This is a genomic window from Halodesulfovibrio oceani subsp. galateae, from assembly GCF_055397225.1.
On record NZ_AP042453.1, the window covers coordinates 2,611,937 to 2,625,514 of the forward strand.

General features: G+C 45.5%; 15 protein-coding genes. 11 read left to right on the forward strand and 4 right to left on the reverse strand.

What is annotated here, in order from left to right:
• Nucleotides 1–8: 8 nt before the first annotated feature.
• The 3 genes from lipB (at nt 9) to ACZ5V1_RS11795 (ending at nt 3,150) form a co-directional block, all read left to right on the forward strand.
• On the forward strand, nt 9–653 hold the full coding sequence (gene lipB / locus ACZ5V1_RS11785; protein WP_464388997.1) for a lipoyl(octanoyl) transferase LipB: 645 nt from the start codon (nt 9–11) through the stop codon (nt 651–653).
• Entirely contained in the window at nt 595–1,494 is a 900-nt protein-coding gene (lipA, locus tag ACZ5V1_RS11790) for a lipoyl synthase (protein WP_464388998.1), read from the forward strand. Before lipB ends, lipA begins: the two co-directional genes overlap by 59 nt.
• A gap of 327 nt (nt 1,495–1,821) precedes the next feature.
• The gene (locus ACZ5V1_RS11795) at nt 1,822–3,150 is read left to right on the forward strand and encodes a glycerate kinase type-2 family protein (protein ID WP_464388999.1); all 1,329 of its coding nucleotides are present in this window, start codon (nt 1,822–1,824) and stop codon (nt 3,148–3,150) included.
• A 276-nt stretch (nt 3,151–3,426) separates the two neighbouring features.
• Here the strand turns inward: ACZ5V1_RS11795 and ACZ5V1_RS11800 are convergent, their stop codons facing one another.
• Nucleotides 3,427–3,702, reverse strand: coding sequence for an HU family DNA-binding protein (locus tag ACZ5V1_RS11800; protein WP_160712778.1), 276 nt, complete (start codon nt 3,700–3,702; stop codon nt 3,427–3,429).
• Between the two features lie 353 nt (nt 3,703–4,055).
• Between ACZ5V1_RS11800 and ACZ5V1_RS11805 the strand changes: the two genes are divergently transcribed.
• The 4 genes from ACZ5V1_RS11805 (at nt 4,056) to ACZ5V1_RS11820 (ending at nt 7,460) form a co-directional block, all read left to right on the forward strand.
• Nucleotides 4,056–4,523 (forward strand): AraC family transcriptional regulator, encoded by a 468-nt coding sequence (locus ACZ5V1_RS11805; protein ID WP_373794437.1) that lies wholly within the window; start codon nt 4,056–4,058, stop codon nt 4,521–4,523.
• 15 nt (nt 4,524–4,538) lie between these two features.
• A complete protein-coding gene (locus tag ACZ5V1_RS11810) occupies nt 4,539–5,093 on the forward strand; it encodes a YajG family lipoprotein (RefSeq protein WP_464389000.1) in 555 nt (184 codons plus the stop codon).
• Nucleotides 5,094–5,097: 4 nt separating this feature from the next.
• Nucleotides 5,098–6,141, forward strand: coding sequence for a tetratricopeptide repeat protein (locus tag ACZ5V1_RS11815; protein ID WP_464389001.1), 1,044 nt, complete (start codon nt 5,098–5,100; stop codon nt 6,139–6,141).
• A 1,034-nt stretch (nt 6,142–7,175) separates the two neighbouring features.
• Nucleotides 7,176–7,460 (forward strand): hypothetical protein, encoded by a 285-nt coding sequence (locus ACZ5V1_RS11820; RefSeq protein ID WP_464389002.1) that lies wholly within the window; start codon nt 7,176–7,178, stop codon nt 7,458–7,460.
• On the opposite strand, the gene ACZ5V1_RS11825 is transcribed toward ACZ5V1_RS11820, so the two are convergent.
• A complete protein-coding gene (locus tag ACZ5V1_RS11825) occupies nt 7,461–8,309 on the reverse strand; it encodes an MBL fold metallo-hydrolase (RefSeq protein WP_464389003.1) in 849 nt (282 codons plus the stop codon).
• A gap of 262 nt (nt 8,310–8,571) precedes the next feature.
• Between ACZ5V1_RS11825 and ACZ5V1_RS11830 the strand changes: the two genes are divergently transcribed.
• The 4 genes from ACZ5V1_RS11830 to zupT all read left to right on the forward strand — a co-directional run bounded on the left by ACZ5V1_RS11830 (nt 8,572) and on the right by zupT (nt 12,424).
• Nucleotides 8,572–9,771: an aminopeptidase gene (locus ACZ5V1_RS11830; protein ID WP_464389004.1), complete on the forward strand. Its 1,200-nt coding sequence runs from the start codon at nt 8,572–8,574 to the stop codon at nt 9,769–9,771.
• Nucleotides 9,772–9,949: 178 nt separating this feature from the next.
• A complete protein-coding gene (locus ACZ5V1_RS11835) occupies nt 9,950–11,092 on the forward strand; it encodes a GGDEF domain-containing protein (protein WP_464389005.1) in 1,143 nt (380 codons plus the stop codon).
• A gap of 44 nt (nt 11,093–11,136) precedes the next feature.
• Entirely contained in the window at nt 11,137–11,463 is a 327-nt protein-coding gene (locus tag ACZ5V1_RS11840; protein WP_464389006.1) for a hypothetical protein, read from the forward strand.
• 124 nt (nt 11,464–11,587) lie between these two features.
• Complete coding sequence (zupT, locus tag ACZ5V1_RS11845) at nt 11,588–12,424, forward strand: zinc transporter ZupT (protein ID WP_464389007.1); 837 nt, start codon at nt 11,588–11,590, stop codon at nt 12,422–12,424.
• On the opposite strand, the gene ACZ5V1_RS11850 is transcribed toward zupT, so the two are convergent.
• Together ACZ5V1_RS11850 and ACZ5V1_RS11855 are read right to left on the reverse strand one after the other, a co-directional pair.
• Entirely contained in the window at nt 12,402–12,755 is a 354-nt protein-coding gene (locus ACZ5V1_RS11850; protein WP_160712758.1) for a hypothetical protein, read from the reverse strand. The genes zupT and ACZ5V1_RS11850 overlap by 23 nt on opposite strands.
• Nucleotides 12,756–13,061: 306 nt before the next feature.
• Nucleotides 13,062–13,547 (reverse strand): methylated-DNA--[protein]-cysteine S-methyltransferase, encoded by a 486-nt coding sequence (locus ACZ5V1_RS11855; RefSeq protein WP_464389008.1) that lies wholly within the window; start codon nt 13,545–13,547, stop codon nt 13,062–13,064.
• Nucleotides 13,548–13,578: the final 31 nt, after the last annotated feature.

Consider the following 13,578-nt stretch of genomic DNA (forward strand, 5'->3'; position numbering starts at 1 on the left):
AAAATACGATGCGTGTTGTTGATTTGGGACTCATTTCCTATGCTGAGGCTGAAAAGATTCAAAAAGAAACTCTGGCAGAAGTTGTTGAAGGAGCAGAAGAAACGCTGTTCCTCCTTGAACATCCGCCGGTAATCACACTTGGTCGCAACGGTGGCAGAGAGAATCTGCATGTCAGCGATGAGTTTCTACAACAACACAATATCGAACTTGCCCACTCTTCAAGAGGTGGCAATATTACTTGCCATTTCCCCGGTCAGCTGGTCGCGTATCCAATCTTTCGCGTTGCCAAAAAACCGGGTGGAATGCGCGGACTCTTTACAGACCTTGAAGAGGTCGTAATACAAACATGTTCTCATTATGGATTGGATACAACCAGGCAGGAAGGCAGGCCCGGTGTATGGATTGGGAACAGAAAGATTTGTTCCATTGGCATCGCCATGCGTAAATGGACAAGCTACCACGGACTTGCATTCAACGTTTTAACCGACGTCGATTTATTTTCTTTAATCACTCTTTGCGGTCTTGCAGATGCAGAGCCTACTTCGCTCGAAAAAGAACTTGGCCGCAATGACATAGACATGCAGGAAGTGAAACATGTGCTCACAGAAGCGTTCAGAACCGTATTTGCGGATTCCACCTTGGCTCAGGGTTAAAATACCTTGCAACAAGACATATGCTGCAACAACTGAGCTGGTAAAAGACCTTAATCTTAATACCGTATGCCAAAGTGCAAAATGCCCGAACATGTTCGAGTGCTTTACATCGCATACAGCTACTTTTTTGATTATGGGCAACACGTGCACCCGTAACTGTGCATTTTGTAATATCAGTAATGATCCAGTTGAAAAGCTTGATGCTGATGAACCATCGCGCGTGGCTGAGGCCGCAAAACGCCTTGGCCTGAAGCATGTGGTGATCACTTCTGTAACCCGTGATGATTTATCTGACGGGGGCTCGGAGCACTTTGCAAAAACAATCCGTGCAGTCCGTGAGGCTGTCTCAGACTGTAGCATCGAAGTACTTATTCCTGACTTTCAAGGTAGTAAGGCTTCACTCCAGATAGTTATTGATGCCCAGCCGGACATCATTAACCATAACGTTGAGACACCGCCTATGTATTATGACGATATTCGTCCTCAGGCAGATTACGAGCAAAGTTTAACGCTGCTCCGGCGTGTTAAGGAAGCGGGTTGCCGCTCCAAATCCGGCCTGATGGTGGGACTTGGCGAAACAGACGATGAGGTACGCGGCGTAATAGATGATCTCGCAGCAATTAACTGTGACATCGTGACCATTGGCCAGTACATGCGCCCTTCCCGTCTGCATCCTGAAGTAAAACGCTACGTACACCCTGATGTATTTGAAGAATACGCAGAATACGGAAAGAGCAAAGGCATTAAGCATATGTTCAGTGCCCCTCTTGTCCGCTCTTCTTACAACGCAGCAATGTTTGCTGAAGAGCAAAAGGCTGAATCTGTAGAATCTGCTTTATAGAATAGTTTTGTACGCCGCTATCCCGCGTAGGGGTGGCGGCGTACTTTCATATTGGCCGCGCTGTATGAGCACACTACGCACCAGACACAGCGCAGGAACTCTCCGATGTTACCGAATGATTGCGGTGACACGATCAACCAAAATCTATTACACTAAGGGGAGGGGGCACAGAAAGCTGAAATCTTCCGCGAGCATCAGCTTATACAAATAACAATTCTTTTTGCGTGTAAAGTTCGGATCTTTCTTGCTGTTTATGCTGGAGAAGTTCTCCTTTTCTGGTAATCGCAGCACGTTTCGTCAACCGATTATTCCCAGAGAAAATCTACTATGAACGCACATCCAAAAGACATGTTACACCAAATACTCGGCGCTGCGCTTACTGCGGTTGCGCCAGATAAAGCCGTCAGTAGATTTGTATCCCTTGATGGGGATACCCTGCTTATTGACGACGTAACCTACTACCTTAATACCTTTGATAAAATATATGTCGTCGGTGCCGGTAAAGGTGCAGCCCCCATGGCTGCCAAACTGGAAGAAATACTCGGTGACAGAATTACTGACGGTGTTATTTGCGTAAAATACGACCATACCGTTCCGCTTCGTATTATCCGCACTGTTGAAGGAGCACACCCTGTTCCAGATGCAAACGGAGAACTCGGCGCGCACGCTATTCTTGATCTTGCTGCAAAAGCCGGAAAAAAAGATCTTGTACTCTGCTGCATTACTGGCGGAGCAAGTGCCCTGACACCTGCGTTGGTGGACGGCATATCTTTAGATGAAGGCAAGCAGGCGACACAGTTACTTCTGGAATGTGGCGCTAACATCAATGAAATAAACGCAATTCGCAAACATATGTCCATATTCGGCAGTGGCAATCTTGCCCGCGCCGCGTACCCTGCCCCCCTTGCAGCATTGATTATTTCAGATGTTGTGGGTGACAATTTAGACGTAATTGCATCCGGCCCTACGTCACCGGACAACTCTACGTTTAAAGACTGTATGGACATTCTTGAACGCTACAAACTGATTGAAAAAGTACCCGTCAACATATTGGCACACATACAAAAAGGCGTAGATGGTACCATCTTCGAAACGCCAAAAGCAGGTGATCCATCATTTGATTCTGTACAAAACCTACTTGTAGCAACAAACGAACAAGCATTGCAGGCAGCTGCTGTAAAGGCCGAAGAACTCGGCTTCACTCCACAGATTGTTACTTCAACAATGAATGGAGAAGCGCGCACTGTAGCAGAAGATATAGCTAAGCAGGCTCAAAGTGCTGCTAAATCTAAAACAGAAAAACTCTGTCTACTTTCCGGTGGCGAAACAACCGTTACGCTGACAGGGAAAGGAGTTGGAGGAAGAAATCAGGAAATGGCGCTGGCAGCAGCGGTTGCTCTTGATGGGTGTCCTAATATTGCAATGCTATGTGCAGGCACAGACGGATCTGATGGTCCGACCGATGCCGCCGGTGGTTTTGCCCTTCCGGATTCTCTTGTACGTGCGAAAGAGTGCCGCATAGACCCACAGGTCTATCTGGCAGATAACGACTCTTACAATTATCTCAAAGGCACAGGAGATCTCTTGCAGACCGGACCGACGTTAACAAACGTGATGGACATTTGCATTACGTTGGTACAATTCGAACCCTTTTAACCAAAGCGCTTCAAACTCAATAAAAGAAATCCCGGTCTGACATATGTCAAACCGGGATTTTTATATTCAAAGCAATATATGCTTGAATTATGCACTGAGATATCATCAGTGCTCCAGATTAAAGAAATTACTCATTGCTGCGTTGCCGCGAAAATCAGAATCATGGAACAAGTCACACGTTCACCAATTTTCCACGCATAGCATTGCGTATTTGTATTTCAATCTGGAATAGTGCAACAGGCAAAAGCCTGAATGCGTCAGGTAAATTTCAAAAAATTATTTTACAACTTCTTTGAGAGTTTTACCTGGAGTAAACTTAACAACTTTAGTTGCTGCAATTTCGATTTCTTCACCTGTGCGAGGGTTGCGGCCTTTACGTGCTGCGCGCTCAACAACTTTGAAGCTACCAAAACCGGTGAATACTACAGACTCGCCGTCCATAAGTGCTTCAGTGATAGTTTCGATGGTGGATTCGAGTACAGTTTCAGCCTGAGATTTAGAAGCAAGGTTAGCTTTAGTGAAAAGCTTTTCTACAAATTCAGCTTTTGTCATGAAGTTCTCCATTACATAATGTATGAGTTTAACAGACCAGTGTGATCTGATAATTTTTAATCAGGCGCTCGCGCCAGCAAAGAGCAATCGCAAAGCTTAGTCAGTTTGTCAATACGGAATGCCCCGAAAACTGTTAATTCTCAGGCGTTGAGGGCTTTTTGTGACTTTTTTACCCCAATATGGACAATCTTTCATCTTCAACAATGCCAATGCACTGCCCGAAACGAAGCAAATGCCCCCAGTTCGGAGCTTAGTACACCCTCTCAGTGTACTTTTTTAATACGTAGACTCACGGGTTGCTGTTCTATGCCATTTCACTATACAAGTAAGCTCAATACAAGGAGCATTCTGCAATGGAAGTTGTTATTGATACGCTACCCGACATCCGTGTAGCAGCCGTTCGAGAAATTGGCCCATATGCCACATCTGCACCGCTAGCGTGGAGTCAGCTTTCTTTGTGGATTGCCAAAAATGATCTGCTGTCACAGCATTCTATATTTTTAGGGTTACGCCACGACTCCACGGCCACGCCGGAAAATCAGCTACGCTATGACGCAGCTGTAAGTATTTCTGATGAAATAGACTCCGCCGGTATTGCGAGAGAGATATTTGTTCCCGGTGGCGAATTCGCCATGTACACCCACCACGGTTCATACGACACAATGAATGATGCATGGAACAAGTTGTACTGGGAATGGCTGCCTACCAGTGGCCGAACGCCTGCAGATCAACCTAATATTGAAATCTATTTAAGTGATACGACCTTTTCTGCCGATAAAGAAATACTAACCAGACTCTTATTACCACTTCAGCCCATATAAACTTCTGGAGGCCACATGTTTCGCGCTCACCGATCTTTAGTATTCATCCTCTGCGCAGTACTGCTGACCATTTCCGGCTGTGCATCATCCCAAGTACGTTTACGGTATGTTCCAGCAGAAGAGCTTCCTGCTGTGGAAAAGCAGCACAAAGCGACAATTGGTATTGTTCAGTTTACTGACGCACGCACCACAAAAATTCTTGGCATCGACAAAGACAAAGAACTAACTCCCGTATCCAATGTTGCAGCCTGGGTTACACGAGGACTCGAAAAAGAGCTCACCCGCCAAGGCGCAACCGTTGAATACGTTCTTAGCCCAAGCCAAATTAAAAATCTTCCAACTCGTGTAACTGGCACCATCACACAGCTCAAGGTCACACCTCTTTCAGCAGGTAAGTACCGTGGCGAACTCGCTATCGCAGTTGGTGTAAACAATGGATTACAGACAACCTACAGAGCGACCGTGGTAAAACAAGGCGTGCCGTACACCAACATCATTGAGCCGCTACTTGCCGAATTGTTACAGGAAGCAATTAATCCTGCTGTCCCAATGATTCTTTCCGCACAGTAGTACTATGAAAAAGCTTCGATCTCTTACTACTGCACTTGCGATAATAGGCTTGTGCCTCTGCACCTATGCACCAGCGCTTGCTACACCAGAGCCGCTTGCTCCTGTGCCCTTTTCGCATACAGTAAAAATAAACTATGGCTACTCGCTTACCCAGCAGGCAGCCACAGTCATTGCTGAAGCGTTTGCACTGCACGGAGCATTCACCCGTGCATCACGATGGATTGAATATCGGCAAGAAACTGCCTTGAGATCAAGTAAGTCGCCATCACTGTCAGTAAGGGAAGAAGCCATAGTTGCGACCCAGCTCTACAAGTTTCATCGATCAAAGATATTCCGGACTAAGGACATAGATGGCAACTACATTAATGTAGAGGTCACGATTTCCCCGATCAAACAGTTCGATGAAAAAAGGCTGCTTGCGCTTAAACCGACAAGTTGTTCGGCAATTCATGAAGCCATTTTCATGGCTGAAGAAGGCTATCTGCAAGATTTTTCAGCAAAAGTTTTTGGCGACAAGCAGAAAACCTATTTGCTTAATCTCGAGTCAAAAACACAGTTCTTTTTTGATAATCTCGCAAACAGGCTACGCGCTCTTAAAGCATACAGAAAGCTAGTTCCAGAATACGATCAGGGTCTCTGGAAAAATCCAAAGCAGATGCTTGAAAAAGTAAACCTGCTTCTGCGGTCTGCTCCAAATGAACCTATCCTTCTGCATGCAAAAGGAAGCATCCTTTTTCAGCTGAAAGATACCGTTGAAGCTATCCGTTACTACAATGACGCCATTGATCTGGAACCAGACCTCACGATGGCTTTACACGACAGAGGCACAGCATACGTTCGGGCAAATCTCGCGTACATGGCGATCGTAGATTACGACAAAGCCATCTCGCTATCACCCGACAACCCACATCTTTACATCTCGCACGGCTCAGCAGATCTTGTGCTCAAAGATTACGACTCAATGTGCGTAAATTACCGCAAAGGATGTGAGCTAGGGTTTTGTAAAGAATTGAATTGGGGCATCGCCCGAGGAATGTGCAAGCGGTAGGGGTTGCCGTTTTGACTGTAAGCTTTTTTGCCTGCGGCGCTTTTGAAGTTTTGTTATGCCTCCGGCGGGCAAAGGGCCAGCCCCTTGCATCCCCGCGAGAGGAACGCCCTCTCGACTGCGATTACCGAGAGACTTTCGTTTCCTTATGAACATTACGGCTTACTGGTAAATTCAATAGAAAAGGGTGGAGTTAAAAACTCCACCCTTTTTTTGTTTTTTTGAGACTGATCCGGAAATGTGTCTTTATCAATCAAATAGCAACAACACTCATCTCAACATATTTTCATTGTCCAACCGTAAGGCCTTCTTGATACCTTCAGCAGGTTATCTTTTGAATATTCCAATATTTTTTATTGTTACCAATCAGATATTACTCTTAATTCCATGATCATCATGTTCGTGAAGTGGGGGGCGTGGAGGGGCGAGGGATGAGCGAAATGTTCGATGGCAAGGCATCAGGGGAAATTCGAACGAAGGCGTAGCAGTGCTACGTCGATGTGAAGGATTTTCACTGATAACGAAGTGATCGAGCATTGCAGCCATATCTCGCCCCTCCACGCCCCCCACTTCACGAACCCACAAAAGACGAGTCGGCCGTGCCCGAGGGGTAAGGGGCACGGCCGACGCTGCAAGGGAGGAGGATGAGTTGTGTGGCATCGCTGCCTTGCCACACTGCAAGTCAACTGCTGCCGGTCGACTTGGCTTAACTCTGCTGTCTCCGCAAACCTTCGGAAACAAGCATCCATGTATCCACCATACCCTGAAAAAGGGAGTTCGCTATTATATTCTGCGTTCTTAGCCACTACTTTTTCTATGTTTAAATCATGTAGATATAAAAAAGCACTAAAACACTTAACTCTCTAGACTCATTGCGCATTCAGTCTTTCTCTCTCGGTAAATTCTTTGCACAAAATAACGCTCACCTATAAACAGGCTAACAGCCGCCATATACAGGGGTATAAAAGGATATTTTGGGTCTAAAAAATGCTCAAAGGCACCTTGAAGTTCAAAAACTTGGAGAGTATGATCAACCAATGATTGACATTAACCGGACTATCCCGACAGTGCTCTCGCGTGTAGCTTCGTTAGAAATTTTGCATGGAATTCGTATTGCAACGTTCAAAAAAGATCGACACATAACTATACGCCGAATCAGCGACACAACACTGCGCATTACTCGGCACGGATTTACCGACGCCGAGTATGAGCTGGATGAAAGTAAGTTGAAAAAAGAGATGAAGACACTACTCAAGCAGGAATTTCCTCGTAGCAACAAGGTACACTTGAGTTCTGTCTCGAATGAAGAATTGAAAAAATAGCTAGGACAACACGATTTCAGAGCCTTCGCGCATTCCGAAACATAAAAGCCTTGGAGAACGCTGCGCAGCTTCCCGCTTGCATTCTTCTATAATAGTAGAAAGTTGCTCATCGGTTCGATCTGAGTCGTGATGAAATAATCCAAATTGCTGAACACCTGCCGCAATCGCTAATTCCAGCGCCTGTCTCCATGAAGAATGACCACGCCCTTTACAGCTAATATATTCATCACATGTGTACTGCGCATCGTGTACGAGTAAGTCAGCTCCGTTGCATAGTCGAACATATGCAGCAAAATCCATATTCGCACCATGATCGAAATCAAGTTCGTTATCTGGCAAATACACCACGGTCTTGCCACGCTCTGTGATTTTAAATCCTGCGCAACTACCGGGATGTGAGGCAGGAATGGATGTTACAAACGCGCTCCCTATTTCTCTGACATGCCCATGTTCCAATGCAGGCTTCCACTCAATAGCGGCTTCCACTGAACGGGTGCACTGCGGAGAAAACACCTGCGCTTCCAGAGGATCACACATTTTTGCCAATTTATTCCGCAATTCCTTATGCTCAAAAACTATGATGCGCGTATTAACAGTATATAACGGCTCAAAAAACGGTAACCCTTCCAAATGGTCATCGTGTCCATGCGTAAGCAACAGGGAGTACTCCAGCCGTTGCTCTTTCAAAAGTGCATTGCCTAGATTACGTATGCCTGTTCCGGCATCACAAATGATAACTGACTGATCAGATGTGCGCACCTCAAGACATGATGTTGCTCCACCATAAATCTGCGTATCCGAACCGGAAACCGGAATATTCCCGCGTGCTCCCCAACATCGAATAAACATACACTCCCCTCTGGCAATAGTTCTCAGAATATATGGTATAACCATACAATCTAATTCCAGATAGGTACATTACATAAATGATCAATCTTAAAAGATGATGTATCATGCGCACATTCGCACTGCATTACTCACTACATTACGCTGAAATCCCCTTGCACTACTGGCTTCTTCCGGTCACAATTCAAGAAAACTGTAATTTCCTGCAACAGTAACAATTTCAGAATACGGCAAATGCATCTGCTGAAGTCTGAACGGAGAATATATGTACGATACTTTCACATTGGAACGATACGCCGAAGTACTATTCTGGGCGCTATCAAGAGCCCGCACTGCCTCGTACAAAAAAAGTGATATCATTCTAGTAAATTACGACATAGACGGACTTCCTTTGGCAGAAGAGGTGTGCTCTCTCCTCCACGACAAGGGGATGATTCCGGTGCCCCGTATGAATGAAACGCCTCGTATGCAGGTAGATAAATACTCCAAGGCCAACAACAAGCGCCTTACTACGATAATTCCGGGACAACGCGATTTATACAATCATCTTAATGGATCTATCTCCATTTATGCCCCTGCATCACTTGGCCATCTCGCGGATATTGATCCAGAATTAATTGCCATGCACGGAAAAGCGCAGCAGCCGCTACGTTCTATTATGCAAACACGGGAAGACATGGGTGTATTCAGCTGGACATTATGCATGTACCCTACGCAAGCATTGGCTGCACAGGCAGGACTTAGCCTTGAAGAATATGCCCGTCAGATTGAAAAGGCATGTTATCTCGATAAGCCAGACCCAACGCTTGAATGGCGTTTGTTTGCAAAAAAAGTAGATGAACTGACTGAATGGCTGGATAGTTTTGGCGACTGCACAATGCAGATCGAATCAGAATCAGTGGATATGAGCGTCCGCATCGGACAACGTCGTAAATGGGTCGGCTTTACCGGCCGTAACATTCCATCGTTTGAAATGTATGTCTCACCCGACATGCACCATACAACCGGCGTATACAAATCCACTCTTCCAACATTCCGTTCCGGCAATATCATCGGAGATATCCAGCTCATATTTAAAGAGGGACGCGTAACTAAAGTTACAGCTGAACATAATCAGGCTTTTGTAGAACAACAGCTTAATCAGGACCCTGGAGCTGCTCTTGTGGGTGAATTTGCGCTGGTAGACAAGCGCTTCTCTCCTATTTCTAAATTCATGGCGAACACCTTATATGATGAGAACCATGGTGGAGAGAATGGATCAATGCATATTGCATTAGGTAATTCCTACTCAAATACCTTTAGCGGTGATACAGAGCAACTAACAGAAGACACGAGAAAAACTCTTGGATTCAATTCCTCTGCTCTACATTGGGACTTGGTGAACACAGAAGAAAAACGTGTTGTCGCAATTCTTCCAGACGGAAAACGCAAAACCGTTTATGAAAATGGAATGTTCACATTATAGAGGTTTCTATAACACTCTGATAAACGCTCCATACATACAACCACCCCTTTTATATTGACTTCACGACATTAACTACCATAGTAAATATGAAGACATACTATCTAGTGGGCGCACGATTCTGTTATGCGCCCACTTCATTTTTAGAATTATTCTAAAAATAAAGCAGGTAGGGGGTGTTATGAAAACAAGTACAATAAGCACAGAAGACCTCAAAGATATTATCTATCACAAGAATTTAAAAATCGGTACTTATTGGGTTCTTTTCTCTTCCTGCGTCCTTCAAGTATTAAATATGTACTATGTTATTAAAGACCATGAATTGATTACACCATTCGGAGTTTTCTGTAACACAGTCCACACGTCCTTTCTTATCATTGGCGCAATATGCATTCGCTTTGCAGTTAAAAGTAAACGAGCCTCGCATCCAAGCTGGCTTTTGGCAGCCCTTTGTATCGGCATCTTCTGGGCTACTTCCACAGTAAATACCGCTTACTTTTGGAACGCACCGGAACCGGCCTCCCGTGGAGTTGTCATTGGCGCTTTTTCACTGGTAATCGGCTGGTATGCACGTCCGGCATTACTGCTTGCAGCTTTCCCTACAATGCTTGTGGCATACTTATATCTGGTTATCGGATACAGCGACAAAACACCTCTCGGAATGTTACTTTCCGTACTGAAATTTCCTGCACTAATTGGTGCCAGCTTATACACCCTTCGCTACTGGCTTTCTTTCTGCGCAGAACAATTTGTTGAAAACGAAGTTCTTACAGAAAAACTTAGAGCGATGGTACGCGTGGACGAACTGACGAAAATCGCAAACCGTAAAGGGTATAACGAAGCCCTCGAACAGGGGCTGGAAGTCGCTCGACGGTTTGAAAAACCACTCGCCCTGCTACTCATAGATGTTGATTATTTCAAACAGTACAACGACCATCTCGGCCATCAAGCCGGTGATCGTTGTATTAAAGGCATCGCAAAAGTTATTTCAAAACATGCACGCCGTGCTATTGATACTGCAGCAAGAATCGGTGGAGAAGAATTTGCGTTGATACTTCCGTCCTGCAACCAGGAACAAGCTGTAAAAATCGCTGATCAAATGCAGGATGCCCTTGCAAAGTTGATGATTTATCACCCCGCATCACCAATCAGCCCTAACGTTACTTTTAGTATCGGTATTACAGAATACATCCCTAAAGATGATGCAAGCTCTCTCTACAGAAGAGCAGATATGGCGCTGTATGAAGCAAAGCATCAGGGACGGGACTGTTTCGTTGTGGCAACTGATCCAAACACCAGCGACGAACAGCAGAATCCTGTGTAATTTTTTCTTGCCCGCCGACAACAAAGAAGGCACCATCTGCTCCTATGGAACACATTCTTATTAAAGTATACGGAAGCATATCAAATGCCAGTCCTGAACTCTTTGCGGCCGCACTGGCTATGATTGAAGAACAGGACGAAAATGCAGTTGAATTGGATGGCACATTCTTTACCATCAGCTTTGAAGGCATTTATTTTATGATGGATGAATTCATAGACGCAATTAAACCGCACCTCACTAAAGAGTGCTCTGGACGCATCGACTACATTGATGTTGATGAATGGAACCTGACACGATTCTGGATAGAAGGTGGGCTGATCACGCACAATACTGCCGACCTAAACCACGTAATGGATCACTCCGGACATTAAGATACAAAAAACCGCTGTAAGACATTCAGCGGTTTTTCTATGTAGTTCTATACAACCAATTTATTTTTAATTTGGTATACTCACACCTTACATACGCCTTCTACATCTCCACGTAAGGAACCCCATGCACGATTCTGAAACTATTTTCTTTGCCTTCGGGCTCACACTCTTTGCCGGTCTGGCAACAGGCATCGGCTCTGTGCTTGCCTTTTTCACAAAGAAAACAAACACGAGCTTTCTTTCAGTCGCACTGGGATTTTCCGCAGGAGTAATGCTGTATGTGTCTTTCGTCGAAATTTTCGTAAAGGCCAAAATAGAACTTCAAGCAGAACTGGGAGAGGTAAATGGAATGTGGGCGACGGTTGCCGCCTTCTTTGGTGGGATGCTCTTCATCGGCATCATCGACCGGTTGGTTCCGTCCGAAGAAAACCCGCATGAAATTCATAAGATTGAAGAAATTGACTCATTAGAAGACAAGATGGAGCAGGAAACGCCCGAGCAAAAAGATAAAAAGCTGCTCAGAATGGGCGTATTCACCGCGCTTGCAATTGGCATCCACAACTTTCCGGAAGGGCTTGCAACCTTTACGGCAGCATTAACCGATCCTAACCTCGGCTTCGCTATCGCCGTTGCTATCGCTATCCATAACATTCCAGAAGGAATCGCCGTTGCAGTTCCTATCTACTACGCAACTGAAAGCAGAGGCAAAGCCTTCACCCTGTCCTTCCTTTCCGGACTCGCAGAGCCGGTAGGTGCGCTCATAGGCTACTTGCTGCTTATGCCTATTCTCACGCCGACTGTATTCGGCATCATTTTCGCCAGCGTTGCAGGAATCATGGTCTTCATCTCGTTAGATGAACTGCTTCCAACAGCCCAAGAGTACGGCGAGCATCATCTTTCAATGTACGGACTGGTACTCGGCATGGCCGTAATGGCGCTTAGTCTTCTACTTTTTTTGTAGGACACGTTTCACCGTACCGCCCAGCGCCGTGTGCCATTCGGTTTACATTGGCATCTTCATACGAATCAAGTGTGTACAAACGAATCTTGTTGGAACGAGGGAATTCTTTTTTCAGCAACGTTTTCAGCAGACGTTTTACTTTTTCTGCGCTCTGGTTATCCCATACTTCCTGAAAAAATCCGTCTTCGATCACGCGAAACGAATCTTCGCCACAGCAAACAATTACAACAGAACGGTTGCGCTTGAATGAACGCATGTCCACGCACTGCCCAACCTTCAACTTTTTCATGCGCTTCAAGACTGAGTCTATTGAAGTCTGCTTACTCGTCATTCATTTCTCCTACGCTCTGTATCTCTGATTCGCTTTTTTTTACCAATGCAAGTCTTCGACGAGCCTCCGGCGGCTTAAGAACCTTTTGCAAAAGGTTCTTAAGAATCTCCAAAAACTTTTACTACGCGAGACAGATACGTTTCACCCCCACCCTCGCGGCTTACATCCCACTACCTTGTCGTTAATGCAAAACTTAACCTCCATCACCCCTTTAAACTTTTTTCAGGAGGGGGAGTGCAGAGGGGGAACCTCGTTTTTTTGAAAAAAACGGGGTTCTTCCTCTGCCCGCCGGAGGCAAACAAAGCATCACTGAACTTTGGGCAACACGCCTTCGATGCCGAGTAGGTAACGTTTCATGGTCAATCCCTGACCGGAGAATCCGCCGATTCCTGACGCAGCCACAACGCGGTGACATGGAATGATGAGCGGCCAACGGTTACGGGCCATAATCTGCCCTACACCGCGTGCAGCGTTGGGACTTCCTGCAAGTGCTGCCAGTTCACCATAGGAAACAGTCTCGCCATATGGAACCTGCATCAGCGCTGTAAGAACCTTTTGACCAAACGGCGTCATATTTTCAAGAGCAAACGAAATGTCCGGCCAATGAACATGCTCGCCTGCTTCATAACTCAAAAGACATTCGAGTAGCTGCTTGCCTGTTTCTGACAATTTGGGTGTCGAAACTTCTCCTTCTGCCCATAACAATGAAAGCTCTACAAGCTTGTCATCCTGCCAATTAAGAATCAGGCGAAGCTTGTTGCCGACGATCTGTTCAATCTCAGGTAAAAACATATTCACTCGCACGCTTAAAATGTGTGTCTGC